Genomic DNA, 26,754 nt, shown 5'->3' on the forward strand with positions numbered 1-26,754 from the left:
GCCTTTGTCTTCTCGCATTTAGCGTTAAGACAGTTCAAGGATTGACATTGAATGAATGCTTGTTCAATTTGTGATTTATATTACATTAAGGTGCTGCATGACCCTTTTCAACTCCGACTTTCGGTCCATACGAGAATGGGACAACGAACATTTCCTGCACCCTTGGGAAGGGATGTCACACCTTGGCCAAAATGAACGAACCTTTGCCGAAAGCGGCCTTGGCGTTCATGTCGTCACAGAGGACGGAAAGCGCCTGATAGACGGCCCTGCTGGCATGTGGTGCATTCAATTGGGCTATGGAAACAACGAGATTGCCGATGCGATGGCTCAGCAGGCGAAACAGATGGCGTATTTTTCGCCCTTCAACAACGCCAACTCAACTCCGGCCCGTTTGGCACATGAAATCGCCAAGAGAACGCCGGGCGATTTGAACCATGTGTTCTTCACGACCGGTGGTTCAACGGCCGTGGATAGCGCTCTGCGGTTTGTACAATTTCGCAATAACCTGTTGGGAAAACCTCAAAAGAAAATCGTGATCTCGCGCCAGAAAGCATATCACGGATCGACCTATTTGGCGGCCTCGGTATCCGGAAAAGAGCGCGACAAAGGGTGGTTGGACCAAGCCTCGGACCTGACGCGGTTTTTGCCGAACGTGAATCCGTATATACGTCGCCCCGATCAGACGGTCGATGACTTTCTGGACGAAAAAATTGCAGATCTGGAGAACATGATACTGCAAACCGGAGCAGACAAGGTCGCTGCCTTCATCGCTGAACCGATACTGTGCTCTGGTGGCGTCATTGTGCCTCCGCAGGGGTATCACCAGCGCTGTCTTGAAATCTGCCGGAAATACGATGTCCTGTATATTTCAGACGAGGTCGTAACCGGATTTGGGCGGCTTGGACATTGGTTTGCTTCAGAAGACGTCTTTGGGATTAAGCCCGACATCATAACCTGCGCCAAAGGCATGACGTCTGGGTACGTACCCATGGGGGCTTGTATCATCTCTGACCGGCTGATTGAAGATGTAAGCGGAGACAATGCGCAGAACGCTACGTTTTCAAACGGCTTCACTTACTCAGGCCATCCAGTAAGCGCGGCGGCAGGCCTGAAGACGATTGAAATCATGGAGCGCGACGGCGTTCTGGAACATGTCCGCGCAATCACGCCGCTCTTCGAAGAGCGCCTCCAGGCTCTGGCAGATTTGCCGCTCGTCGGTGATGCGCGCGGCATGGGGCTCGTTGGCTGCGTCGAATGTGTTGCAGACGCAAAAGCAGATAATGCACTGGACCTAGATAAATCTGTCGGCGCTTTGATTGATCATCATTGTCAGGAGAACGGGCTGATTCTGCGGCCGATCATCAACATGTGCGTGTTTTCCCCACCTCTGATCATTACCGAAGGCGAGTTGAACCAGATGTTCGACGTCCTTGAAAAAGGTATCCAGCTGGCAACCGAAGACCTAAAGCAGCAGGGTACGTTTAAACCTTAGGAACTGCCTCGGCGCGCCATCGCGATTTTCATGGTTGCTATGCCTTCGCTTAAGTGCGCTGCGTTTAACCTGCCCGCATCACCTCTGGTGGCAATTTGATCGGGAACTTGGACCGAACCTCCGCATCCGCCTTGCTGCCAAAATAGTTTGGATAGTGATTGGATAGAATGTCGTTCACGACTGACCGGCTCCGTTCAAACATATCCTGACGACCGGCTTTTTGCCAAGTATCGGTTAGCTCCCGATCCATCAGGGTTGGATAGACATACTCAGTCTCCATGTATTGCAAGGTCTGCGTGTTGCCGAGGAAATGACCGGGATCAATTGCACATTCGTGGATGACGTCAACCGACAGAGTGTCGTCGCTCACCTCGATACCACGCAGGGTTCGTGAGATCATACCCGCGGCCTCGTTGTCGATGACCATGGACTCAAAGCTGCAACCCATCAGGCTGCCGAGCATACCGCCAAATTCGCAGAGCCTGTTGGCCCCAGCATGAGCCGCTAATGCGAAAGTCAACGCCTTTTCCAGACCATATTGTGCGTCAGGAATCTTGGAATCCGTCATGCCGCAACCAACGCTGGTCGGCAGGTTGTAGAAATTGCCCATTTGGATAGCCGCCGCGGATATCAATGCTTGCTCACCACTGCCACCCGTAAATGAACCAGTTCGCAGGTCAGTAATAAACGGCCAAGCTGCAAAGACGACGGGGGTGCCCGGGTTAATCAGGTTGGCAATTGCGACGCAAGATAGGGTCTCGGCTACGGCTTGCGCCAAAGTCCCGGCCAGAGGCGCAGGCGACGTCGCCCCAGCCTGTGGCGGAACAGCTAAATCGCAGACAAGCCCCATCTTCGCTGTATCAATCAGGATCTCCAAGTTTTCCCGCCCAAACCGGAGCGGGGATACTATGGGACAACCGCCAAAAATGACTGAGGGTTTCTCGAGGAATTTACCCTCCCCGCCTGATGCCAGATCGAACAGATGAATCGCGTCCTGAATATGCTCTCGAGTACGGAACGTCAGGCAAGATGGTTTTTCGCTACCCGCCAGAATGGCGTAGAGCATGCTCATGTCGTGCTCGTAGTCCTGTGGCACATCCGTTGCCAAAACCGTATCACCGGTCATGTGGATATTATCGAGCCGGTCAACCAATCGTGTAAAGTCGTAAATGTCTTTGAGCGTCGACGGCCGGTAACTGCGAGTTTCCGCATCAAACGTTGTCACAGCGGTGCCGGAGTTCGCATAGTACACCTTGTCTTTGGTGCAGTGCATGTCATCCTTACCGGCCCGCGATCCGCGTGCATGGACATAGAACTCACGGGCCGCCTTAGCCAAAAGATCTTCCATCAACGCGCGAGGAAAGCACAGCCTACCATGCTCGTTCAACGTCGCCCCTTTGGACAGCACGAGATCGAGAACTTCCTGCGTTGGATCACCGACGCCCGTACGCTCCAGAATGCTAAGGGCGGCCTCGTGAATATTTGACATGTCAGCATCTGAAAGGGGCTTGTAGCGCCCACCCGAAATGCCCGGCCAGATCGCTTGCGAAGCGACGTTGCTGGTTCGCACGGCTGCACGTGCTTCGCGCCCACCCCCGCGCCGCCTTGATCTGCGCTTCGTTAATTCTGTCATAGTATTTCTCCGAATTCTGAGCGTGTCAGATCATGCTGAAGTAATTGCGATAGAAACCCGGAATGCTCCATTCCATCTCGGACAGCGGTCCCGGCACGAAGCGGTGGGAGTTCACGCCCTCTTGGTTGTGACGGATGATCCGCTCATCATCGAGCGACGTGACATGCCAGAGCCATGTAATGGCATCCTTGTTATAGTCCCGACCTTCTTTAGCATCGCCGCGCACATACCAGACGATTTGAATATCCGTTTCCTGCAGCGCGCGTGGGACGAACCGGTAGCCAACCATGTGATCTGCATAAACAAGGAAGTAGTTCAGCGTCCCGATCCCCAGATCGGTGGCACCGCCATCGTGACCTTTCAGTTCACCCAAAGGCGGCGCCAGCGAAGCGCCATCCTTACTACCGGTCAAATAGCCGGGAAACAGCGGGTAGCGGCGCCAATAGACATCTGCACCCGGGGCGAGCGCGTTATCTCCGGTCAGGTCCAGCTCCTCAACGGGCACTCCGGCTTCTTTCATCCGCTCATGAAGTGCGCCGCTGAACTCCAGAACCTGAGCGGGGTCTTTCAACGAATGGCTGCGCGAATAGTCCTGATGAGACGGCGCGCAGTGGTAGCATTCCAGGTAATTCTCCAAAGCCAGTTTCCAATTTGCTGGAACTGGGTATGAGGCTTCATGAGCGACCTTCAGGTTTTCAAATTCGAACGGTTTTGACAGTGGGGCCAACTGCACCAACGCAGCATCTAGCGGCGGGGCGTCTTCATCTGCGCAGACAAAAATCAGACCTTGGAATATCTTCACCTGAACCGGGAGCAATCCGTATTGGCCCGGGTCGAAATTCGACCCCATTGAACGCCCGTTTCGTAGCTTGCCGTTCAGATCAAAAGTCCACGCATGATAGGGGCAGATGAAATTGCGTGCCTTGCCTTTCCGTTCAATGCAAACCCGCGATCCCCGGTGGCGGCAAACGTTCAGATGCGCGCGCACCTCACCTTCGCGATCCCGAACGATGATGATGGACTCGGGCCCATAGTCGAACAGGAAAAAGTCCCCCGGTTCTGCGACCTGACTAACATGGCCGACCCAGATCCAGTTACGGTTCCAGAACGCGCCGATATCGTTCTCGTATACTGCTTGAGACGTATAGAAGTGACGAGGCAGGGCGAACCCTTCCTGTTGCGCGTCCATCAAATCGCGCATTACTTGCAGGTCATCTTTTGGCATTGCGCACCTCATGCAGACTCAAGGGAAATGACTTCCCGGCGGAAGAATTCACGGTCGATGTCGTCCGCGTTACGTTCGAAATTCCGGGCAGCCATGTGACCCGAATATACAGCATCCGCGATCAAGCCGGGGTTTGCGGCATCTCCGATTAATTCCAACGTTTTCAGCGGACTTGCCGTCAAACCGCAAAGCTCGTCGTAAAGAGTGGTTTCTCGCATTCGCTGCGTCACCAGTACCACAGAGCTGCATTCAATGGAGTTCTCTCGCCCCGTGTAGACGCACTGCAATGTCGCCTGGCCGGGCGCGATACCGGCCAAGGTCTGGGACAGGTTCAGACGAACGCCTTTTTCCAACAGACTGCGTTGCACTTTAGTCTGCTCCAACGTCAATTCGGTAAACGGCGAAACTATTGAGGCCGGCGTTACAAAGACAACCTCTCGCCCAACCTGAGCCAAATGATCAGCCAAGACTCCACCGAGATAGGCTTGATCATCATCGTAGACCACAATCGGGCCGTCCTGCGGCATGACTCCGGCCACAATGTCATCCGGAGTGAAAATCTGAGAACCTAAACCGATTGATACACCGTGAAATGCAGATTTCCCGCGCCCGTCTCGCCGCCATTTTGCGCCGGTTGCAACAAAGACGTTCGGTATACCCAACTCGATGACCTCACTTGCTGACAAACGGCTGTCGGTGAACAGTTGAACGTTCCCGCGTTGTTGCAGGTCGTAGATTCTGTGATCTGTCACGCGCTTCCAAGCGGATAGCCCGGTCAGGGCAGCTTCCTGCATCACACGGCCGCCGAACTCTTGCTTTGCTTCCGCCAGAGTTACCTCGTAGCCCCGCCGCGCCAATTGCATGGCGCATTCAAGTCCGGCTGGTCCGCTGCCGACAACAAGCGCAGCTTCCTCGTTTACCCGACGCTCAATGATCTCAGGATGCCATTTCCTCCGCCACTCTTCACCCATAGTCGGGTTTTGAGTGCAGCGTATTGGGACGCCGAGAGAGTCGGATGAAACACAGATATTGCAACCGATACACTCACGTATTTCTTCGATGCGATCTTCCCTAATTTTGTTGGGCAGAAACGGATCGGCGATGGATGGTCGCGCCGCGCCGATAAAATCAAGGATGCCCTTCCTGACCAGTGACGCCATCAAGTCCGGCGACGTAAGGCGCCCGACGCCCACAACAGGCTTAGAAGTCACCTGTTTCACGAACTCGATATATGAGGTCTGAAAGCCGTCGCGGGGCTCGAACCGGGTCGTAGCAGAGTCGTTGCTCCAATCCGCCACATTAACATCCCAAAGGTCTGGAAGCTCGGCCAGCAATTCGACTACTGCACGGCCTTCTTCCTGCGCTTGCATCCCCTCTGACCCGAGCATTTCATCAACCGCGAACCGAAGGGCAATGGCGCAATCATCTCCGACCTCTTCCTTGGTTTCTTCCAGAAGCTCGCGGGTAAGTCGCACCCGGTTCTCCAACGAACCTCCATATTCATCCGTTCGATCATTGAACTGTGGCAGCAGAAAATGATGAGGCAATGTCATGTGATGCCCCGCATAGACATACACAATGTCGAACCCGGCTTCGCGCGAACGACGAGCCGCCGCGCGATGCCACTTGCGAAATTCTCGAATGTCAGCCTTGTCCATTGCCCTTGCCTGTTTCGGGTATGGAGTCTGCAAGACAAGTTCTGATGGGGCCAGCAGAGGCGCGCGGGTCAGGTGGTTTTGGGCATGGTGCCCGTTATGCGCCAATTGGATTGCCGCGAGCGAGCCCTTCTCATGAATTGAGTTGGTTATCAGACGCAGTGCGGGAATATCCTGATCGTCCCAAATTCGGTTTTCAGAATAAGGAGACAAATCCGAAGTCGGATGAATCTCGGCCTCCTGAGTAGACACCACTGCCCAACCGCCCTCGGCTTTCATCGCCCGCATGGCAGCTTCGGCCTGAGGTCGCAAATGACCCAAACCATTGCAGTGGGGCACCTGGTAGAACCGGTTTCGAGCCGTTACTGGCCCGATCTTGACCGGTTCGAAGAGAACAGAATACTCGTCAGCGCCTGACATTGCCGCGCTTCCTCCAAGGAAATTGGAAATTGGTTCGTGGGAATGGAAGGATTTCTACCTCCCCACCATTCCCGGGTGTGTTGTAAGAGTGCCCTTAGAAGCCAGCTTTAATGCGCTCGAATTCCTTCAACATCTTGGCCTCCAGCTCGGGGTTAACAGCGTCAAAGAACAGGCTGCCTTCAAAGAAGCTGTCCACATCCGAAAACCCGTAGGTTTCGATCAGCTCCGGGTCTGCCTGTGCAAAAGCGTCTTCATTGGCGTGGGCATAACCCCAGCTTTCAATGATGTATTTACCGCTTGCCGCAGAGCTGAGCGCGTTCAGCATGTCATAGACTTGCTCATCCGACTGCTTGGCAGATTTCAGATGCACATAGCCGCAGACCCAAGTCGCGATACCTTTGTCTACATCACGCATCATGACCGCTGGCGTTTCGTTCCAGATCAGGTTCAGTTCTGATTGGTTCCATCCCCAACCCAGCGTGACCTCACCGCTGGCAATTGCCTGATCCAGTTGGCCGGCGTCAGACCAATAAAAGCGCACGTTCGGATGAATCGCGCGCAGGTAGTCCGCCGCTTTTTGGAATTCCTCGTCACTCATATCGGTATAGCTGGAGGCGCCAGTTGCCAATGCCGCCATTGCAAAGGCACTGGAAGCGGCGTCCGGAATGGCGACTTTGCCCTGATATGCAGGATCGGCAAGCAATTGCAGCGAAACATCATCTGCCGAAATCATATCGGTTCGATAGATAAGACCAGTATTGCCCCATTCGAACGGAACCATGTAGGTCTGCCCATCAATGGTTATGCCATCGACCTCTTTGATCTTGGGCATCAGCTTGTCCCAGTTTTCCAGCTTGCTGGTGTCAATCGGCTTGATCATGTCTGCCGCTACCCACTTTCTCAGGGCATCCGTGCAGGGATGGGCCAAATCAGCTTCAAAACCGGACTGAAGCTTTGTGAACGCTTCTTCCACGCTGCCAAAATAGGTGTAGCTAGGCGCGCCGCCGTATTTTTCGACATAGTCGCCGTAAAAGCCCTGATCCTCATATCCGGACCAGTCAAAAACGGTCAGATCAGCGGCGTTCGCCAGAGTTTGGCTGGCGGCAAAGGTGGCAACTACTGCTGCCATAAGTGATGCTGTTTTATTCATTTGTCTCCTCCCAAAGATTCACGTTTACCCAAGTCAATCACCGAGGCGCTTTGAACGCCAAGCCAGACGGTATCGCCGCGCGTGTGATCGACCGTGTGAAAGTAGTTTGGTACTGCGACGGCGATACTGTCTTTCAGACCATCGACGCGCACATAATAGTGGACACTCTCTCCATAAAAGGCGACGTCCGAAACCTCGCCCTGAACAAGAGCATCGTACCCATCCGGCTTTTCCGCACTGATTTCCAATTGCTCAGGACGAACGCCGACAAGAAGTTCCTTGTCATGCAACTGGACGTTGGGGTTCACCCCGATTTCCATCTTCCCTAAGCCCTTAACGTTGACTTCAAACGTTTCAGCATTCTCTGCAGTCACTACGGCATCCAGAAAGTTCATTCCACCGATGAAAGAAGCCACTTCCCGGTTACACGGTTGGGAATACAGGACCTCTGGCTTATCCACCTGCTTGAGCTGCCCCCCAAACATGACGCCAATACGGTCGGACATGGTCATCGCCTCGTACTGGTCATGCGTGACCATTACAAAAGTTATTCCAAGCTTCTGCTGAAGGCGGCGCATTTCCAATTGCATCGCTTCGCGCAGATTCTTGTCCAACGCAGATAAAGGCTCATCTAGCAGTAAAACCTTGGGTCGCATGACGAGTGCGCGGGCGAGCGCTACTCGTTGCCGCTGACCTCCCGACAATTCGTTGGCCTTACGGTCCTGCAGGCCGCCCAGTTCAACCATCTCAAGCGCCTCGGCAACGCGTTCTTTAATTTCCTGCCGCGAAAGCTTGGTCTTGCGTAATCCGAAGCCAACATTGTCGCCGACATTCAGGTGAGGAAAGATCGCATAACTTTGGAACACCATATTGGTGGGACGCTTGTTCGCAGGCACCTCTCCCATCGTTCGACCATCGATCCGGATCTCGCCTTCTTCGTGATCTTGAAAACCCGCGATGATGCGCAAAGCCGTCGTCTTGCCGCATCCCGAAGGGCCAAGCAGCGAAAAGAACTCACCCTCTTTCAAGGTCAGGTTCAGATCGGACACAGCCACAAAGGAACCAAAGCGTTTTTCGACGCCCTGAATTTCGATGATGTTCTGTTCGCTCATCTTATTCGTTTCCTTTGGCTTCAATCTGACGATTGGATGGAACGGCGGCGGAAATATTCGGCGATCAACAACAGCAGCACCGAGGACAGCAAAAGCAGCGATCCTAGGGCCAACGTGTTGGGCAATTTTGCCGGGAAGCGGATCTGGCTCCAGATATAGACCGGCAATGTCGGGCTGTTCCCGGATAAGAAAAAGGCCAGGACGAACTCGTCAAACGACACCGTAAACGTGACCAAAAGGCTGGCGACAATACCCGGCGCTACGATTGGGAGGGTAACACGCCGAAACGTTCCCACGACGCTTTCACCAAGATCGAATGCAGCCTCCTCCAAGGACTGGTCGAAATCGTCAAATGCAGATTTCATAATCGACACGGAAAATGGCAACGCCACAAACACATGCCCAAGGATCACGGTGGTCAGCGATGGCTTCAAGCCGATGCTGATGAACAGGACCAGCATCGAACTGGCCACGATGATGCCGGGAATGACCAGTGGAAGCATGACCAGTCCCTCAGACAACTCACGCCCCGTGAACCGATAGCGGACATAGGCGCGCGCGGCGAACAGACCCAGAGACGTCGCCATCAGGGCGGTCACACTGCCGACGATCAACGAGTTCACCATAGCCTGTAGCAGCGTGTCCTGCTGCCCCAACTGGGCGTACCACTTCAAGGTGAATCCCTTTAGTGGAAAGGCTACGATAGTTCCGTCGTTGAACGAAAACAGTGGCAATAGCAAAACCGGCAGGTAGAGAAACACCAGATAAGCAATCGCATAAAACAGCAACCATGAGAAACGAAATGCCTTGGTCATCTGATCCTCCGGCCCAATGCGGTAACGACCATCACGAACAGGATTGCAACGCAGCCGACTGAAAGCATGGCAAGAAGAGACAGGGTTGCACCCAACGGCCAGTTATTGGCGGCACCAAACTGCACTTGGATCAAGTTCGCCACCATTTTGCCCTGCGATCCACCGACTAAGGCCGGAGTGACGTAATCGCCCACCGTTGGGATGAAAATGATCAGACAGGCCGCAATGACCCCCGGCACCGTCAGAGGCAGTGTCACGCGAACGAACCTTTCAAGCTTGTTGCAGCCAAGGTCGGTTGCAGCCTCCAATAGGCTGCGGTCGATCTTTTGCAGCGATACATAGATCGGCAGGATAGCAAACGGTGCCCAGGCGTGGGCGAGCGTAAGGACAACAGCGAATTCGTTGTAGAGCAAGAATGTCAGCGGCTCTTGTATCAAACCAAGTGAAATCAGCGCAGAATTCAACACCCCATTGAAGCCAAGAATTAGTTTCCAGCTGAACACGCGCAGAAGGTAGCTGCTCCAAAAGGGAATAGTGATCAGCAACAGCCAGAAGGTCTTCTTCTGTGTCCGAAACGCGATGAAGTATGCAATCGGATAGGCCAGACAAACAGTTGCCAATGTCACCGCGCCTGCAATTGCGACCGAACGGAACATTAGGTGTCGAACCAATGGGTCGGTAAACGCCTCTTGGTAGTTTGCCCAAGTCAAGGTCCGGTCGATCTCGACATAGTTCTGGGTCCAAAAACTGTATGCGACGAGAATGCAAAGCGGCACGACGACAAGCAGACCGACGTAGAGCGTCGCAGGTGCGCTCAGTGCGAGGCCCTTGCCCGTTTCACTTCGTAGTACTCCGGCCATGCTTCCCTGCTGAACTTTGCTTTTTTGGTGGCGCGACCATGTCGATCACAAAATGGACAATCGTCCATTTAAATCTGGAATTTTTGGACTAGTTGTGTCAACTGATAAATTCGCAACCGGGGATGGCCAATTTCACACTGGCCGTTAGAAGGGACCGCAAGAGACTGAAAACAAACAGAGCCGCCTGATCCAATGACTGGAAGACGACAAGAAATACGCGAGCGAAACCGCCTTTCCCTGATCGAGGCAGTACTCGACTCGGTCGCAGAAAAAGGGATTTCCGAAACCTCCGTCAGTGAAATCATTCAACGCGCCGAGTTGTCCCGTGGCATGATTCATCTTCATTTCGGTGGCAAGGACAACTTGGTTGACGAAGCCGCCCGCTACTCCTCCGAACAATACTACAACGGAATTTACGACTTGTTGGAAACGACCGGGCAAACCGGACAGGAACATATTGAGATGATTGTTCGGGGCGACTTAAGTGAAACCATTCTCAATAAGAAAAACGTTTCCATTTGGTACGCGTTTCGAGGCGAGGCCCGAAATAGAACAGCAATCGCTGCGTTTTCAGATACCCGCGACGCTAAGCTTCGGAACCTAGTTTTCAACGCTTTCGCTCGAATTGCGAAAGAAGCCGGAACCGAACGCCCTAATCAAGTTGCTAGGGACGCTACACACGGCACACTCGCAATGCTGGAAGGCATGTGGACCGATTACCTACTCCACCCGGATTCATTTGACCGCGACGAAGCGATGAGAATTGTTTTTCGTTTTCTGCGCGCAATGTTCCCGAAGCATTTTGACCTAAGCGGCGCTTTGTTGTCTGAGTAAAGCTTGAGACAGGTTTCCTATCTGGCTGCTTTAGAAGTGGACAATACCCATCTTCCAGTCAACATGATATCAGCGCACATTGGACGCAAAAAGTACAATTGAAGAAGCTGCCAAGTGCTGTCAGAAAAATTCTGAACCAGTCTCAGTTTGCTGCGAAAACCGCGCACCTATCTGCTGCTGTTGCAAGGTGCGTAAAACGGGCTTCGGCATCTGGTAAGCGAACGACAGAAAAGTCCGCGAAGCAGACATTGAACAGAGTTGCGACGAATGACCATTCTGCGGACAAAACTGACCTTGGAGTCTACACCTTCGCTGACGCAGGATCCACCGCACTGGCGGCAACAGTTTTCCCCTCCAACAGGGAAAATCGCCAAAGCGGCCGTTCCACAGAGGGCTTGGGAGCTCCTTGATCGCTCTTTGACCAGATGGCGCTCCGGCATGGAAACTAAGGGACTTGGCCCAGCCCATAATCAGAGCTGGCAAATAGGCGTCAGGATCATAAAATTGGGCTTCTTCGCGCAAGGAAAGCGAACACAGGCAACATTGTTACGATCCAGACCACGCTATAAATTGCGGATGGGATGGCATATTCGCTTAACCCATTGGTGTTAGGCAACAGCAAGGTGGCAATTGCGATCCCCAAAGCTCCGTTTTGAACGCCGGTCTCAATTGAAATCGTCTTCGCCTCGATGTCTGTGCATCCGAGCATCCCTGAACTCATGATGCCAATAAACGTGAGTGACGCACCTACAACCAAAAGTGCGGGTCCAAGCCTAAGGAAGTTATCCGCGACCACCACCCAGTTTGAAATGATCGCGCCTCCAATGACCAGCGCAAAAAGTAGCATAGAGACCTTGCTAAAGACTGGTTCGACAGCGGCTACAATACGCGGCGCCAATGACCGCGCGGTCACCCCGACTAGGATTGGAGAAGCTGTTAAAAAAAACATTGCTAAAGCCGTCGAAGAGATGTCGATGGCGGGCGCAGTTGCCCCCATGAACATCTGCATCGAAAACCCCAGGATAAGCGGTACGGTAACGACACAAGTCAGACTGAAGACTGCTGTAAGAGTAACGGACAAAGCAACATCCCAATTCGAAAGCTTGGTTACGATGTTACTGATCGCCCCGCCCGGACAGGCCGCTAAAATCATAATGCCAACGGCTGTCTCGGTGGAAATCCCAAAGATAAAAATCACCATCAAAGCGATGCAAGGCAGCAAAATGATCTGGTTGAGAGCCCCGACGCAAAAGGCACGTGGACGTCGTCCGATGCGTTGAAAGTCAGCCGCTGTGAGTCCGAGGCCAAGGCAGAACATGATGACAACAACTGCGAGCGGCAGCAGCACAGATATAAAAATTTCGCCCATCTACCATGACCTCTATGACTGCATGCTTCTTCACGCTTTCGGACGATACCGTTCAGAAAACCTGATGACGAGTTTTATCAGTTTGGCGCATTTATCCTCAAGCGCCCGAAGATCGAGGCTGTCTTTATTTATTATACCTATCACTGGGTGGGACGATCTGGTGTGAAAGAGCATTCCAGTGCTAATCTCACTGTATGGCAAGTGTAACTTACGCATTCGCCCGCGCGATGGCCAACGCCGCCGGGATGACGCTGAACGACGATGGCGCCCTGATTTCGAATGGCGCTGTCGTGCTGCGTTTACCAGAAGCTCAAGACGGCCAATTGGCGGATGATGCGTATTTCGATTTGATAGATTGGATTCGTGCGCAACAAGCGGATGAGGTTGCGTTGGTTGAGGCCTATGCGAACGCGATTGCGACCGATGATCTCGGCGTCCTTGGCCTGGCTGTAAAGACAGCTCCCACCTTGCGGGAATCTTTGCAACGGATTGAACGTTATTTTCGTCTCGTCACGGACACCGCAGTTTACAGACTTGACGAAACCGGCGATCCGGTCCTTTGGATATTTGAAGGGCAAACGCCACATCGCGCCGCCTTGGAATTGCGCAACGAATGCGCGCTTGCCGCCTTTGCACGGAATATGTATCGGTTTGTGGGTGCTGGATTGTCGCTCGAATATGTCGCGTTCAAACATGCGTGCCGACAAGAGCATGAACGTTACGCCCAGCATTTTGCTTGTCCCGTGCAATTTGGTACTGACCACAACGCCATTGCTATGCGCCCTGCTATGCTGGAAAGCGAAAATCGTCTTGGCGATCCGGGCTTGTCAGATTTCATGACGAAGCACCTGGATGAGGAGTTCAACTCTCGCGATGACGACACCTCACTGAGCCAAGCAATTGTCCACCGGCTTACGCCAGCCCTAAGTAACGGCGCACCGCAGGCGGCGCATGTCGCCCAAGAGATGGGAATGAGCGAGCGCACTCTTTACCGCAGGTTGGCCGAAGAAGGGCTGACCTATCGCGACGTTCTTGGTCAGGCACAAGTTGCACTCGCTCGTGACCTGCTCCGTGACGGTAAGGCTTCCATAGCCGAGATCGCCTTTATGACCGGGTTTTCGGAACAGAGCACGTTCAGCCGCGCCTTCAAGCGCTGGGTTGGCCAGGCTCCGGCACGATTCAGGCAGCAGGCGACCTCCGACTAGGCACACACCTCAAGACCACATGGCAGGTTCGGCCAAAACCTTGGCAGGGCGGGCCGATACCTCAATCGATGTGGCGCCTAACTTCTTCTTTGTCAGATCCACCTGGGGCGCTCCCGAGTAAAGCAAACCCATTTGCCCCTCTCAGACAAAGGAAATTTGCAATGAGCAATCATGACCACAAACATGGAGCAAGCTGCGCTTGCGACGTCACGCCCGAACGCGTTGATATGGCGCGCCGGCGACTCTTGCAACAAGCCGCCGGTGCGGCCGCGGCAGGTACAACAATAGTGGCTGGCGGGCAGGCCCTTGCCGCGACCGACGAAGCACGCGCCTACTATGCTGACCCGGAAAATCCAGGCCTTCCCCAAATCGACATGACCATCGAGCCGGGGCGTACTGCGCTTGTGGTGACCGACCCCCAGATTGATTTTTTGTCAGAAGACGGTGTGACGTGGGGTGTCGTTGGCGAAAGCGTGACCGAACAGGGCACGGTCGATAATATCGAACGGCTTTTCATTGCCGCCAAGGCTGCGGGGATGCCGGTCTTCATCTCGCCCCACTATTACTACCCGCATGACCACAAGTGGGAGTTCGAGGGCACTCTGGAAGCCACGATGCACAGCATCGGCATGTTTGACCGCCTGGGACCGCTCAATTTGGACAACTTCGAGGGCTCAGGTGCCGACTGGATGCCGCAATACAAGAAGTACATCGAGGATGGCGAAACCATCATTTGCTCGCCACACAAGGTTTATAGCCCTGCTCAGAATGACCTGAACCTGCAATTGCGTAAACGCAAGATCGACAAGGTGATCCTCGCGGGGATGTCGGCGAACCTGTGTACGCAGGCGCATCTCTACGAGCTGCTGGAGCTGGGCTACGAAGTCGCTGTCGTTCGCGATGCCACAGCCGGGGCCAAGGTGCCTGAAGGTGACGGGTATCTCGCCGCCATAATCAACTTCCGAATGGTCGCCAACGGCGTCTGGTGGACCGACGACGCGGTTGAGCGCATTGGCCAATCGGCCTGACCCAAATCGATCTTCAAATTTGATCCCGACATCCTGAAAGGACATATCATGACACGCATCTTTACATTTCCCGCACTTACAACAGCGTTGACTCTCGCCCTGGCGGCGGCGGCATTGGCTGACGATGAATACAACGTTTCGAACAGTCTTACCTTGACCGGGCAGCCCCTCGGCATGCATGGCGTCGATCCTGTATCGATGTTTGAAGCCGAAAAACCCGAAATGGGCAACGCCACTTTTACATCGGCCCATGATGGAGTGGACTACTATTTTGCGTCGCAGGCAGCGCAAGCCACATTCGAGGCGGATCCGACGGCACATCTGCCTCAATTCGGCGGGTTCTGCGCCTTTGGCGTCTATGTAGGCAAGAAGCTTGATGGCGATGTTCGGTATGCCGATATCGTGGACAACAAGCTCTATCTCTTTGTGAATGAGGACATCTTCAAGAAATACCTTGAGGACAAAGAGACCGTGATCCAAGGCGCCCATGCCAAGTGGGCAGACATCCACCACACGCCTGTCAGCAGCCTTTGATCGAGGAATTTGGTGGCTTTTGCCGGTCGGAGCCACCGCTGCCTCTCCCCTCCCCAAAAGGCCGGCATTTCTCCAAGACGCCCTGTCCGCAATGACAATTCGCGAGCGTCGAAAACTCTTCCCAAAGGAAACCAGACATGACTGATTTTGAGACCTATACAATCGCCTCAGCCCCTGATGCCGCGAAACCAATTCTGGAAGCATCGCTGAAAGGATATGGTTTTGTGCCCAACCTTTATGCGGCCATGGCCGAAGCGCCCGCAATTTTGGAAGGCTATACGACACTTTCCAACATCTTTGGAAAGACCAGCCTGTCAGAGACTGAGCGCCAGATCATCCTTATGACTAACAACCGGTTGAACGGGTGCAAGTACTGCATGGCCGCCCATACCACTCTTTCACAGATGGCCGGTGTCCCCGAAGACGTGATCGCAGCGTTACGCGATGGCAGCCCTATCGCCGACCCCAAATTGGAAGCACTGCGCAAATTCGTCATCGTGATCAACGAAAGCCGAGGCTGGCCCAGCGACGCACAGGTCGAGGCGTTTCTGACGGCTGGCTATACCCGCCAGACCATGCTGGAAGTCATCCTTGGCACAGCGTTGAAAATCCTGTCGAACTATACGAACCATGTGGCGGAAACGGCTTTGGATGATGCGTTTGTCCCAAATGCATGGACCGCCTCATCCGCGGCGGCGGCTGAATAACGCGATATTGCCTAATTGTTGGTCTTGCGCTTAGGCCTGAGTTTGGTTCTGGCCAATAAGGGAATCCGATTTGAGACGTTCGACCGAAAATCAACAAAAGCGCGTACCTTCGCAGACACGGTTCGACCCTCTTGATGCACAAGATGGATGGGAACCTCGGGTGGCTCATATGACTTCATGACAGTCTTGAGCCGCCCATCTGCAATGTAGGGTGCCACCTGATACGACAAAAGCCGTCCGATCCCATGACCTTGCAACGCCAACTCAATCACGGCGTCATTAGTATTCATGCTGATGCGTGGGTTCACTCGTTTGGTTATGCTCTTTCTACCGCTTTGAAAATGCCATTGGGCGGATGCATTCAGGGCAGTAGAATTAATGATCGCCGACCTTGTGGCTCTCCACAGCCCGGGAGGAGTGGTTTCCGAGGCACTGTCCATTGGTAAGCAGGTGAGAGGTGCTGAGCTTTCTACAGCCGTTCTAGCTGGCTCGATGTGCGTGTCGTCATGTCCTTACATCCTTGCAGGCGGTGAGGAACGCCTCGTCTCTCGTCGAGGCATTGTGGGTAGGCCCGGAATACTGCGAAAATAGGCTTCTGTTGCTACCCGTACCAAAGACTTTGCAAAGTCCGCTTACTGCGCTTTGCTGTAATTGGGGCATCGCGCAGCATCGGTCAAAGTGGGCTCAGTGTTTCCGTTCTCTGCGGCTTGCATGATTGACTGGTCGCAGCCCGAAGCGGACAATCAAATCCGAGCCTTTTAGTAAAAAAGATGCGTTAACAAGCTTTCGAATTAACCAACTCAACTTGGTTCCGGCACTGCTATTCTGGCAACCCTGCCCTGCGAAGCGCTTCAAAGTAACGTTCAGCGCCTTCAGAGCCACCATAGTCCACGTTGCTACGCCACTTCGAAATCGTCTCACCAGGTTCCATTTGCAGCATTTGCGTCAAAGCAGCAGACGCCTCTTCAGGTTCCCCAAGCATTGCGTGAGCAGCAGCCCTCGTGCTGTGGAGCGGGGCATAGTTCTTTGAAAAGCGCAAACCTGCCTCTGCGTAGGCGATAGCATCGCGGTCTCGACCAAGCATTACGCAAGAGGTGGCAGCACCTCCGGAAGCCCCCACGAAAACGGCACCATATCGTCCCAACCGAAGCGCCGTCTGAAAACAGCTTAGTGCCATTTTAGGAAACCCAGCCCAGTTGTACCCCCACCCCATAAACAAATGCAGACGGGCATCCAATGGCGCCCTTTGCCGGATTTGCTCAAGCGCCACGGAGAGCCGATCCGCATCTCTGTCTACATTTTAGTCAGCCACAGCGACACTCAGATCAAGAGTTGGGCTTTGCCCCGCCATGTGTCGTCCGGCCTCGATCCAGTCTGGCAGTTTCTCATAGTAGGATGACAGTTCGCGACGAAGATCATAGGTGCTCGCGCCATTCATTGTCCAAATAGCTTCCGCATAGGCCGCCGCGAGGGTTGGTTTGGTTTCTATGGCCCTGGCGTGGTACGATAGCGCCTCTTCGTAGCTGCCGATGCCGGCATCCGACCAAGCGATCATGCCCATCAAAACGCATTGCTCGGCTGTCAGTTCGTCTTCTGGCAACGCGGAGAGCTTTGCGGTCTCAGACTGGATCAAGATTCCGCTAACCGCATCCAATAGCTTTTCCACGACCTCGTCCTGCCAATCAAAGATGGCATCGACCGAACCGTCGAACTTCTGGGTCCAGATTTCAGAACTAGAAGAGTCACTTAAGCGGGCTTCCAGACGCAATCGGTCGCCGTGTCCACGCAACACACCGCGAAGTGCATATCCCTCTGATGGTTCTGTGGAAGATATCGCTGCGTTTAACCAGTTGATCGTTCGAAAATAAGAACCGAAATCTGAAGTGAGAGCCGCGGCCATTTCCTTTAACTCAGTGCTTTGGTCGCTGCACGTGACAGGATGGATGGATAACTTTGGCAAGCTCGTCTCTGTGAAAGAAGGCGAGCTTTGCGATGCACCCAGGTGTGGTCCATCGTGAATCCACACATCCAGGCTGCGCTGGATGTTCTTAAGCCTCTTCTTCCCTACAGCTTTGAATGCGTCTGCCAGAGTGTGTTCAAGGTTCAAGTGTACGGGTTCAGAAATTGCGATGCCACCGGTTGGCGCAATGCTCTCAAGCCGAGCGGCAATATTCACGCCGTCGCCCAGAATGTCGTCACCTTTTTCTGTGACATCGCCCACATGAACGCCGATCCGCAGGTTCATTAACGAGTGTTCAGCCAACTGCTCTTGTAGCCGGATTGCTGCGGTTACAGCTCGCGCCGCGCTGTCAAATTGCACCAACCAACCATCGCCCATGCTTTTCACGACACGACCTGACTGGCCTGCTATCGTTGGGGCGAAGATGTCGCTTTCCAGGTGATCAAGCATTAGAATTGTGGCTTGCTCATCTTGGTGCATAAGCGCCGAATACCCAACGACATCCGCGGCTAGAATTGCCGCCAACCTTCGTTGCAACTGTTGCCCCTTGTTCGACATGCGTTCGACGATAGATGATGCGGCCCTCTACTCCAACTGCCTGAATACGAGGTTCGCTCAGGGCTTTTTACTGAAGCTCCTTGCCCTTGGCATAAACCTCCTATTTGCCCCAAGTTAAGCATTTCGGCACGGCTTGTGCTTGATTCAGGTGATGCTAGGATTTTTGGTAGAGAATACTGAGCAGTATTGGAGGCTGGTGGGGATGGCTGATCCGTTTCAAGATGTAGATGCTGCGGGAGCGGAGTTCATTTCCGCATTTGCCGACTCGATGGACGCGCGTCAGGCCGACCCCACAATGGAAAAGATCGTTTCAGACTATCTGGCCAAACTTTTGTTTGCGAAAGATAGCCTAACGATTGAAGTCGGATGCGGTGCAGGAGCTGTCACGCGCCGCATTGCGGAGAAGGCCAAACCCGCGCGTGTTATTGGTTTCGAGCCGTCTGTAGGCTTTGTGACCGAAGCAAGGGCGCGGGTTGGGGGCCACGACAATGTGGAGTTTGAGGTCGCAGGAGGAGCGTCGCTTCCCCTGGATGATGGCTCAGTTGATAACGTGATAATGCACACAGTGCTTACCCATGTGGAAGATCCGGCACCTCTTTTAGCCGAAGCAGGGCGCGTCCTTCGGTCGGGGGGGTGTCTCGTAGTGTGTGACGCTGACTTTTCGAAAGCGTCACTGGGAAACATGCCGAACGATCCCCTGGGCGCCTGCGCCAAGATATTTGTGAACGAGTTCGTGACCGACCCATTTGTTGTCGCCAAGCTGCGCGGCCTGGCCTCCAATGCGGGGTTCACAGTTGAAGACTTCAGTCTTCAAAGCAGAAGCATTCTGGACAACGACCAAATGCTCCCTTGGGTCGAAGAGACTGGAAAGGTGCTAATGAAACGCGGTGAAATTGGAGAGGATCTGCACAATGGATTGGTCGCCGAGTATCGCCGTCGAGCAAGAGAGCGCACACTTTTTGGCTATCAGGTATTTGCAACACTGATTTCGAGGCGGCCCTAACTCTTGGCATTCGAGTTGCGACGGTAGACAACAGCCAGCCACCAACCCTGCTCCATAAGATGGTTTAGCGAGCGCAGCCGAGGTCAAGGGGCGCGTTGTAGAACGATCAATCCTTTTTGCGCACCACGACGATAAATTGGGTCATCGAAAAGAAGAAGCGCCCAACTTTTGCAAGGCTGAACTGTTCGTCAAACCACGATAGTGCAAAAGCGGGATCAACATGATCATTTGCAACAGCGTATTGCTTCATGAGGTGCATCATCATGATTGCGAGGCCATCAGGCTTTAACTGGTGATCTGTCATTGTGAACGACAATACATCTTCCACATGGTCGCCACGCGCTTTGATCAGTGCGGGCAGTCTTTCCGGGAGGGAACCACTCACAAAGTGCTGGTTCCAGGAAGTCAGCATCTTTTGCATTCTGTCGGGCTCATCGCTGAACCAGATCAAGCTGCCAAAGTGTAGATCGCTGATGACGAGGCGCCCGCCGGGTTTGACGCACCGCAGCGTGTCAGCCAACGCACCGTCTACGTCTTCGATGTACTCAAAGACCTGTACCGAGACGGCCTTGTCAGCACTCTCATCCTCAATGGGCAAGCTATTTGCGGCACCAGCACGAAACTCCACGTTTGCGTAGTCGCTGCACCGTTCTCTAGCAGCTGCCGTCATGTCAGCGCTTGGGTCGATCCCGATGACATAGCCATCCGAGCCAACTGCCCGGGCCAACTCAACTGTTAACATCCCGTTGCCACAACCGATGTCCAAAATAGTTTCACCAGGAGCCGGGCACAGCGCATCAAATGAAGCCTGTCTTCGCCGCGTCAGTTCTGCGCCTTGATAGGCGATTTCAAGTAATTTCGTTGTTTCAGCGTCAAATTTAAGCAACTCGCTCCCCTTACAAAGACCACAAGTCTCCAAAACTTATCAGAAATTGGGTTATCTAAGAAAAGCAGGATGGATCGTTGAGTTTTGAGCATGGATCCACCAACAATAAATGAATGCGCCGACTGGTATCGACGTATTGGTTAACCTCGGGAGATAAGGCCGCTTCTGCCGCGATATCGGGCCAGCTTTTTGTCGTCGTTCGAAAGTTCGAGCAACATCAATTCAAGGGATGTCGAGGCCGTTCTCTCGTCCGAAATCGGTATAGAAAGTGTCGCTGCGGTATCGATCCAAAGTGGCTTCGTCTGCTTGTCTTGGGTCGTTGCCAGGGCTCTGGACACCGGTTCCTTCTATGAAACGGTTCACGAGATTAAAGACACCACAGACCTGGATAGCATCGAACAGCGCGCTCTCTGACCAGCCTGCCGCGTAGACCGCATTTGCGTCGGCTTCTGTCATTCGCGATGGCGAGACGGTGAGCTTTTCAATGTATGCCAGTAACGGTTGGAGATGGTCTTCGATTGGTGCCGTATCGCGGTCTTCCATCAGTGCCTCGATTGTCTCGACCTCAATGCCGTAGGCTTTGGCGAAAACGATGTGTGCGCCATGGCAATACGCACAAGCATTCAAGCCCGAGACATAGGCTGCAATCAATTCACGTTGGGCAACCGATAGGTCGCTCTCTCCTCTCATCACCAAGCTTTCGTACGCACAAAGCGGAGAAAGCTTGTCCGGAAAGGCTTGATAAACACTTCCCAGTGTCGCGTTCTCGGGCAGAGATGGAAACAGGCGTTTCATTCAATTCTCTTTCAATCTTGCTTTGGATCACTTCGTCTCAAAATGAGGAAGCAACGATGTGTACGCAACCTTAACGCAAATCCGGGTTCCGCACAGAATTTCCGTTGGAACACTACGAACGGCAGGTTTGCCTAACGAGACCCCAGCAAGTTCGTCGTTTGGTTAAAGGCAATTTCATTTGAGCCGTTCTCGTAAGTCTTCAAAGGATGGATTGAGCTCAAAACCGGGGCTTCACATCCAAGCGTGGTGACTTCTGCCTTGCGGACATTGCTGCCCTTGACAGGAAGAGCCTAAATGTCGGCTAACCGCGGTCTCTCTAGGCTGGGCGTATTCCATTCAATGGCGAACATCTGCTTTTCTTACCTTTCTCGATTTTGCAGATGACAAAGCTCCGTCGCTGCTGGTATCTGGATAAAGGCGTGCGCATCACAAATTGGAGAACCGTCAATGAACTGCGCAGGTTGGCTCATTGGCTGAGAATGGGCACTGGCACCCCAAGACTTATCCGGTCACGCAATTGCTCATTCGGAGTTGAGAATGTCAGGTTTCGCACAGACAACCCCATCGGTTCTTGGAAACGCGAACGCACCTTGGGTGTTGGACGGTAGAGCGGTCGCCGAAAACCTCGGCGTGAACCCTGAGACGGGATTGAATCCGGACGAGGTGGCCAAGCGGCTTTCAACACACGGTACAAACCGCTTGGAAGAGACTGCAACAGTTCCGCCATGGAAGATGCTCCTGCGGCAATTCGCAAGCCCGCTGCTGATCATCCTGATAGCAGGTGCTCTTGTCTCGGCCTATACGGGGCATTGGGTTGATGCGATTGCGATATTCGCGATCGCCGTCTTTAACGCCTTCATCTCCTTCTGGCAGGAATATAAGGCCGAGCAGTCCTTGGCAGCCCTGCGGGAGATGTCTGCACCGCAGGCCTTCGTGCGCCGCGGCGGCGAGATCGTCGAGGTACCGGCGGCGGATCTCGTGCCGGGCGATATTCTGCGAGTAAAAGCCGGTGACATTCTGGCCGCCGACATTCGCTTTGTCACCGCCAGCCGGATGCAGGTCGACGAAGCCGCGTTGACGGGAGAATCCGAACCGGTCGACAAACATGCCGATCCGATCGAGGACGAAGACGTCGTTTTGGCCGATCGTCTGAATATGGGCTTCATGAGCACGCAGGTCACTGGCGGCGCTGGTGAAGGCATTGTCGTGGGCACCGGAATGGAGACCGAGGTCGGTCACATCGCTGCCCTCATGTCCTCTGCGAAAGAGCCAAAAACCCCGCTGCAACTCAAGATCGAGGGCCTTTCCAAGGTGCTGATCATGGCGGCCCTGATCGTGGTCGCCATCGTGATCGGCATTGGCGTGGTCAATGGAATGGATGCGGCTGAGATGCTGAACACGGCAATCTCGCTGTCGGTCGCGGCGATCCCGGAGGGCCTGCCGACAGTAGTCACCATCGTTCTGACGCTGGGATCACAAAACATGGTTGCCAGCAACGCCTTGGCGCGACGGCTTTCCTCTGTAGAAACGCTCGGCGCGACCTCGGTGATCTGTTCAGACAAGACCGGCACGCTCACGCAGAACCAAATGCAGGTGATGCAATGCTGGGCCGGTGGCAAGGATTGGGAAGTGACCGGCGAGGGGTTCGATCCGCATGGCGAGTTCCGTTCCGAAGACGGCAGCGTGGCCGAGATCGAGGCCGAAACGGATCTTCGGCAGATGCTGGCCGTCTCCGCCTATTGCAACGATGCGCGTATGGTCGAGGCTGACGGGCGCCCGGCGATCCAGGGCAACCCGACTGAGGGCGCTCTGGTCGTGGCCGCGGCCAAGGTCGGGATTTCCCGCGAGAAATTGACAGAAGCGCGGGTCGAGGCGCTTCGGCAATTCCCCTTCGATTCAACGCGCAAGATGATGTCTGTCTTCGCTCGATTGCCGGATGGGCGCACTGTACTCGGCGCCAAGGGGGCGCCTGATGTGATCCTGTCAAGGGCGAGCCATGTCCGCATGGCCGGGGAAACGCTTGAGATCTCCCCGGCTTTGCGGGAAGAGATCGAGGCGGTGATCGACAGTTTCGGCGAGAAGGCGCTCCGGACCCTCGCCGTGGCTTATCGGGAGGTGGCAGAAGAGGATCTGGACCATGCCGATCCCGAGCAGCGGATCGTACTGCTTGGCATTCACGGCATCATGGACCCGCCGCGCAGCGAAGTACCCATCGCCGTTTCGGAGGCAACCGGGGCCGGCATCCGAACGGTGATGATCACCGGCGACCACGCCGTGACCGCCCAAGCGATTGCGGAACAGATCGGCATTCGCACCAGCGACGCGCAGACGGTTCATACCGGGGTCGAGCTCGACCAGATGAGCGATCAGGATTTGAAAGAGATGGTGCAGCACGCGGCCGTCTTTGCCCGGGTGACCCCGGAGCACAAGCTGCGCATCGTCAATGCCATGCAGGAGAATGGCGAGGTGGCGGCAATGACCGGGGATGGCGTCAACGACGCGCCCGCTCTGCGAGCGGCGGATATTGGTGTCGCCATGGGCATCACCGGCACGCAGGTCGCCAAGGACAGCGCTGCCCTCGTGCTGCTCGATGACAATTTCTCCACCATCGTGACGGCAGTCCGCGAAGGCCGGCGCATCTTCGACAATCTTTTGAAATTCATTCGGCAGGCGCTCACCGCCAACGTGGCCGAGGTCTCAACGATCCTGTTCGCCTTCCTACTGATGGGGGCAGACCCGCTCCTGCCGATCACACCGCTGATGATCCTCTGGGTGAATCTTGTATCGGATGGGCTACCGGCTCTGACACTCGGCTTCGAGAAAGCGGAACCCGACCTGATGCAGCGCCCACCGCGCCCGCGCGACGATAATCTGTTCGGCGGCGGAATGAAGGAGCGGATCCTGATCCGGGGAACGCTGCTCGGCCTGCTGACCTTTTATGTCTTCCAGGAGTTTCTCGAACGAGGCGCCTCCTTGGAACACGCCCAGACAGCAGCGTTCATGACACTGATCTTTGCCCAGATCTGGCATATTTTCGACGCCCGAACGACCTCCACGCTCTACCGCAAGTCGCCGCTCGGCAACCGCACCTTGCTTGGAGCGGTGAGCATTTCCATATTGCTGTCTCTTCTCGCCATTTATACCGGCGCTGGACATTTCGTGCTTGGAACAGTTTCCCTGCCTCTGTCGCATTTGCTCGGAGTGTTCTTCATCGCCGCACTGCCCACGCTTCTGTTGTCTGCGCTGAAGGAAATGTTCGGACTGAAATGGCTCTGACGCTACCTTTGCTTAGAACGGCACTGAAGGTGCTAGAATGGACATCCTGAAGCACCCATTCGTTGTCAACTTCTTGGCAGAGGGTCTGCATTGTGCCTGGCCAGCATTCCGCCCACAAGGATGTCAGAGGAAGTTAAATTTTATGGCCTGATAACCCATACGCACGATCTAGTGACGCGCAGCGCGCAGTGTCGACCCCGGTGTCCCATAGAAGGCATTACAATCAACAAAGCCTATTCTTCGGGCCTAGTGAAACTGTGTTTCCCCCGCCTCTAGCGATACTGTCGTACCTTTTTCACCGCGAACGGCTGCAGGAACATCGGCTAGGGCGCAAATGATCGCACGACCGCCCGAGGATCGCACAAAGTCTTGTGCCGCCTGAACCTTGGGGGCCATTGACCCGGCGGGGAAGTCGTACTCATCCAATGAATCCGGAGTGATCGATCTAATTCCTGTTTGTTCAGGCGTTCCCCAGTTCAGGAACACGGCTTCTGCATCTGTAGCGATGACAAAGAAATCTGCGCCAAGGTTCTGCGCCAGAAGGCACGAGGCGAAATCCTTGTCGATGACGGCTTCGACCCCGACCAGTTTCCTTTCAGCGCCTGCCTCGTACATCGTCGGGATGCCGCCTCCGCCAGCAGCGATCACGGTCGCGCCCTTTTCCAGGATCCAACGGATCGGTTCGACCTGAAAGATACGTTTCGGGCGCGGCGAGGGCACCACGCGCCGCCAGTACTCGCCATCCGGTTTCACCGTCCAGCCCTTGTCAGCCGCCTCTTTCTTGGCGTCCGCTTCGGAATAAACCTGCCCGATGAACTTGGTAGGGTTGTCGAAGGCCGGGTCGCTTGGGTCTACCTCGATCATGGTCAACAGGGTGGCGATATGATGCTCGAAAGGCAGAATGTTACCAAGCTCCTGCTCGATCATGTAGCCGATCATGCCCATCGTTTCGCCGACCAAAACGTCCAGCGGGTACTCCTCGACATCCGAATACATAATCTCTTGCAGGGCCAGCATCCCGACCTGCGGGCCATTGCCATGAGTGATGACGGTTTCGTACGCTTCGCAGAGCGGGGCGAGGGCTTCGGCGGCAATCTTCGCGTTCTTGCGCTGATTGTCCGCTGTCATCGCCTCCCCCCGTTTGAGAAGCGCGTTGCCGCCAAGTGCTACAACAACGCGTCCCATGGTTCAGGCTCCCAATGTCGCGACGAGGATCGCCTTGATCGTGTGCATCCGGTTTTCGGCTTGCTCGAACGCGATGTTCATATCGCTTTCGAAGACCTCCTCGGTCACTTCCATCTCGGTGATGCCAAATTGTTCGTGAATGTCCTGACCGACCTTGGTCTCCAGATTGTGGAAGGCGGGCAGGCAGTGCATGAACTTGACAGCCGGATTTCCGGTTTTCTTCATCAGATCCATGTTGACCTGATAAGGGCTCAGCAGCTTGATCCGCTCAGCCCAGACCTCTTTTGGCTCACCCATCGACACCCAGACATCGGTATGAATGAAATCCGCGCCCTCTACGGCCGAGGTATCGTCGGTGATGGTCACACGTGCACCGGTCTTTTCAGCCCGCTCCATCGCCAATTCGCGCACATCGTCATGGGGCTGGGTTTCTTTCGGCGAGATCATCCGGACGTCGCAGCCCATGATCGCGCCCAACATCAGCAGCGAGTTGCCCATGTTCGACCGACAGTCGCCCGAGTAGGCATAGACAATGTCCTTGCGAGGCTTGTCAGCGTGCTCGATCATGGTCTGCATATCGGCAAGCATTTGGGTCGGATGCCAGTCATCCGTCAGGCCGTTATAGACCGGAACACCGGCATACTCTGACAGCGTTTCAACCATGTCCTGACCCGCGCCGCGGAATTCGATCCCGTCGAACATGCGGCCCAATACGCGGGCTGTGTCCTTCATCGACTCCTTGTGCCCGATTTGCGAGCCCGATGGATCGAGATACGTAATGTTCGCACCCTGATCGTAGGCGGCCACTTCAAAGGCGCAACGGGTGCGCGTCGAAGTTTTTTCGAAGATAAGGCAGATGTTCTTGCCGGTCAGCGACGGCTGTTCGGCGCGGGCATATTTCGCGCGTTTCAGATCGCGGGCCAGATCCAGCAGGTACAGCATTTCACGCTGGCTGAAATCGGCAATTTTCAGATAGCTACGGCCTTTGAGATTGAATGCCATTTTGTCTCTCCCTAACAAAAATCAGTGGGCGCAGGGGATTGCACCCAAGG

At 54.5% G+C, this 26,754-nt stretch carries 22 protein-coding genes; 8 read left to right on the forward strand and 14 right to left on the reverse strand.

Annotation, left to right across the window (positions count from 1 at the left end):
* Positions 1-97: 97 nt before the first annotated feature.
* Positions 98-1,492 carry an aminotransferase gene (locus ACR0IP_RS15260; RefSeq protein WP_480526506.1) on the forward strand — a complete coding sequence of 465 codons (1,395 nt, stop codon included), beginning with the start codon at positions 98-100 and terminating at the stop codon, positions 1,490-1,492.
* A gap of 64 nt (positions 1,493-1,556) precedes the next feature.
* On the opposite strand, the gene ACR0IP_RS15265 is transcribed toward ACR0IP_RS15260, so the two are convergent.
* The 7 genes from ACR0IP_RS15265 to ACR0IP_RS15295 form a co-directional block, all read right to left on the reverse strand.
* A complete protein-coding gene (locus tag ACR0IP_RS15265; RefSeq protein ID WP_170565509.1) occupies positions 1,557-3,125 on the reverse strand; it encodes a trimethylamine methyltransferase family protein in 1,569 nt (522 codons plus the stop codon).
* A 25-nt stretch (positions 3,126-3,150) separates the two neighbouring features.
* The gene (locus ACR0IP_RS15270) at positions 3,151-4,350 is read right to left on the reverse strand and encodes an aromatic ring-hydroxylating oxygenase subunit alpha (protein WP_480526508.1); all 1,200 of its coding nucleotides are present in this window, start codon (positions 4,348-4,350) and stop codon (positions 3,151-3,153) included.
* An 8-nt stretch (positions 4,351-4,358) separates the two neighbouring features.
* On the reverse strand, positions 4,359-6,425 hold the full coding sequence (locus tag ACR0IP_RS15275; protein ID WP_170660088.1) for an oxidoreductase: 2,067 nt from the start codon (positions 6,423-6,425) through the stop codon (positions 4,359-4,361).
* A gap of 94 nt (positions 6,426-6,519) precedes the next feature.
* Positions 6,520-7,575: an ABC transporter substrate-binding protein gene (locus ACR0IP_RS15280; RefSeq protein ID WP_170565520.1), complete on the reverse strand. Its 1,056-nt coding sequence runs from the start codon at positions 7,573-7,575 to the stop codon at positions 6,520-6,522.
* Positions 7,572-8,687 (reverse strand): ABC transporter ATP-binding protein, encoded by a 1,116-nt coding sequence (locus tag ACR0IP_RS15285; RefSeq protein WP_480526511.1) that lies wholly within the window; start codon positions 8,685-8,687, stop codon positions 7,572-7,574. The genes ACR0IP_RS15280 and ACR0IP_RS15285 overlap by 4 nt, the downstream gene beginning before the upstream one ends.
* 20 nt (positions 8,688-8,707) lie before the next feature.
* Positions 8,708-9,502, reverse strand: coding sequence for an ABC transporter permease (locus ACR0IP_RS15290; protein ID WP_170565526.1), 795 nt, complete (start codon positions 9,500-9,502; stop codon positions 8,708-8,710).
* The gene (locus tag ACR0IP_RS15295) at positions 9,499-10,362 is read right to left on the reverse strand and encodes an ABC transporter permease (RefSeq protein WP_170565529.1); all 864 of its coding nucleotides are present in this window, start codon (positions 10,360-10,362) and stop codon (positions 9,499-9,501) included. The genes ACR0IP_RS15290 and ACR0IP_RS15295 overlap by 4 nt, the downstream gene beginning before the upstream one ends.
* Positions 10,363-10,554: 192 nt before the next feature.
* Here ACR0IP_RS15295 and ACR0IP_RS15300 point away from each other — a divergent pair, with 192 nt between their 5' ends.
* Positions 10,555-11,196, forward strand: a complete 642-nt coding sequence (locus ACR0IP_RS15300) for a TetR family transcriptional regulator C-terminal domain-containing protein (protein ID WP_170565532.1) — start codon at positions 10,555-10,557, stop codon at positions 11,194-11,196.
* Positions 11,197-11,692: 496 nt separating this feature from the next.
* On the opposite strand, the gene ACR0IP_RS15305 is transcribed toward ACR0IP_RS15300, so the two are convergent.
* Complete coding sequence (locus ACR0IP_RS15305; protein ID WP_170379994.1) at positions 11,693-12,565, reverse strand: bile acid:sodium symporter family protein; 873 nt, start codon at positions 12,563-12,565, stop codon at positions 11,693-11,695.
* A 227-nt stretch (positions 12,566-12,792) separates the two neighbouring features.
* On the opposite strand from ACR0IP_RS15305, the gene ACR0IP_RS15310 reads away from it, so the two are divergent.
* The 4 genes from ACR0IP_RS15310 (at position 12,793) to ACR0IP_RS15325 (ending at position 16,039) form a co-directional block, all read left to right on the forward strand.
* On the forward strand, positions 12,793-13,770 hold the full coding sequence (locus tag ACR0IP_RS15310) for an AraC family transcriptional regulator (RefSeq protein ID WP_237217123.1): 978 nt from the start codon (positions 12,793-12,795) through the stop codon (positions 13,768-13,770).
* 161 nt (positions 13,771-13,931) lie between these two features.
* Positions 13,932-14,798: a cysteine hydrolase family protein gene (locus ACR0IP_RS15315; protein WP_058282012.1), complete on the forward strand. Its 867-nt coding sequence runs from the start codon at positions 13,932-13,934 to the stop codon at positions 14,796-14,798.
* A 48-nt stretch (positions 14,799-14,846) separates the two neighbouring features.
* Entirely contained in the window at positions 14,847-15,332 is a 486-nt protein-coding gene (locus ACR0IP_RS15320) for a YHS domain-containing (seleno)protein (RefSeq protein ID WP_170379992.1), read from the forward strand.
* 137 nt (positions 15,333-15,469) lie between these two features.
* Entirely contained in the window at positions 15,470-16,039 is a 570-nt protein-coding gene (locus ACR0IP_RS15325) for a carboxymuconolactone decarboxylase family protein (protein WP_170473744.1), read from the forward strand.
* Positions 16,040-16,050: 11 nt separating this feature from the next.
* Here the strand turns inward: ACR0IP_RS15325 and ACR0IP_RS15330 are convergent, their stop codons facing one another.
* Positions 16,051-16,479: a LysR substrate-binding domain-containing protein gene (locus ACR0IP_RS15330; RefSeq protein WP_170769020.1), complete on the reverse strand. Its 429-nt coding sequence runs from the start codon at positions 16,477-16,479 to the stop codon at positions 16,051-16,053.
* Positions 16,480-17,339: 860 nt separating this feature from the next.
* A complete protein-coding gene (locus tag ACR0IP_RS15335) occupies positions 17,340-18,557 on the reverse strand; it encodes an adenylate/guanylate cyclase domain-containing protein (RefSeq protein ID WP_480526515.1) in 1,218 nt (405 codons plus the stop codon).
* A 202-nt stretch (positions 18,558-18,759) separates the two neighbouring features.
* Here ACR0IP_RS15335 and ACR0IP_RS15340 point away from each other — a divergent pair, with 202 nt between their 5' ends.
* Positions 18,760-19,560 carry a methyltransferase domain-containing protein gene (locus ACR0IP_RS15340; protein ID WP_170379997.1) on the forward strand — a complete coding sequence of 267 codons (801 nt, stop codon included), beginning with the start codon at positions 18,760-18,762 and terminating at the stop codon, positions 19,558-19,560.
* A gap of 106 nt (positions 19,561-19,666) precedes the next feature.
* Here ACR0IP_RS15340 and ACR0IP_RS15345 read toward each other — a convergent pair whose 3' ends face one another.
* On the reverse strand, positions 19,667-20,446 hold the full coding sequence (locus ACR0IP_RS15345) for a methyltransferase domain-containing protein (protein WP_170379996.1): 780 nt from the start codon (positions 20,444-20,446) through the stop codon (positions 19,667-19,669).
* A gap of 222 nt (positions 20,447-20,668) precedes the next feature.
* Complete coding sequence (locus ACR0IP_RS15350) at positions 20,669-21,241, reverse strand: carboxymuconolactone decarboxylase family protein (RefSeq protein WP_170379995.1); 573 nt, start codon at positions 21,239-21,241, stop codon at positions 20,669-20,671.
* Between the two features lie 537 nt (positions 21,242-21,778).
* Between ACR0IP_RS15350 and ACR0IP_RS15355 the strand changes: the two genes are divergently transcribed.
* Positions 21,779-24,517: a cation-translocating P-type ATPase gene (locus ACR0IP_RS15355; RefSeq protein ID WP_480526516.1), complete on the forward strand. Its 2,739-nt coding sequence runs from the start codon at positions 21,779-21,781 to the stop codon at positions 24,515-24,517.
* Between the two features lie 246 nt (positions 24,518-24,763).
* Here ACR0IP_RS15355 and arcC read toward each other — a convergent pair whose 3' ends face one another.
* Both arcC and argF read right to left on the reverse strand, forming a co-directional pair.
* Complete coding sequence (arcC, locus tag ACR0IP_RS15360; RefSeq protein ID WP_480526517.1) at positions 24,764-25,702, reverse strand: carbamate kinase; 939 nt, start codon at positions 25,700-25,702, stop codon at positions 24,764-24,766.
* 3 nt (positions 25,703-25,705) lie between these two features.
* On the reverse strand, positions 25,706-26,704 hold the full coding sequence (gene argF, locus ACR0IP_RS15365) for an ornithine carbamoyltransferase (RefSeq protein ID WP_170423409.1): 999 nt from the start codon (positions 26,702-26,704) through the stop codon (positions 25,706-25,708).
* Positions 26,705-26,754: the final 50 nt, after the last annotated feature.

The organism is Ruegeria sp. AL11 (genome assembly GCF_056540865.1).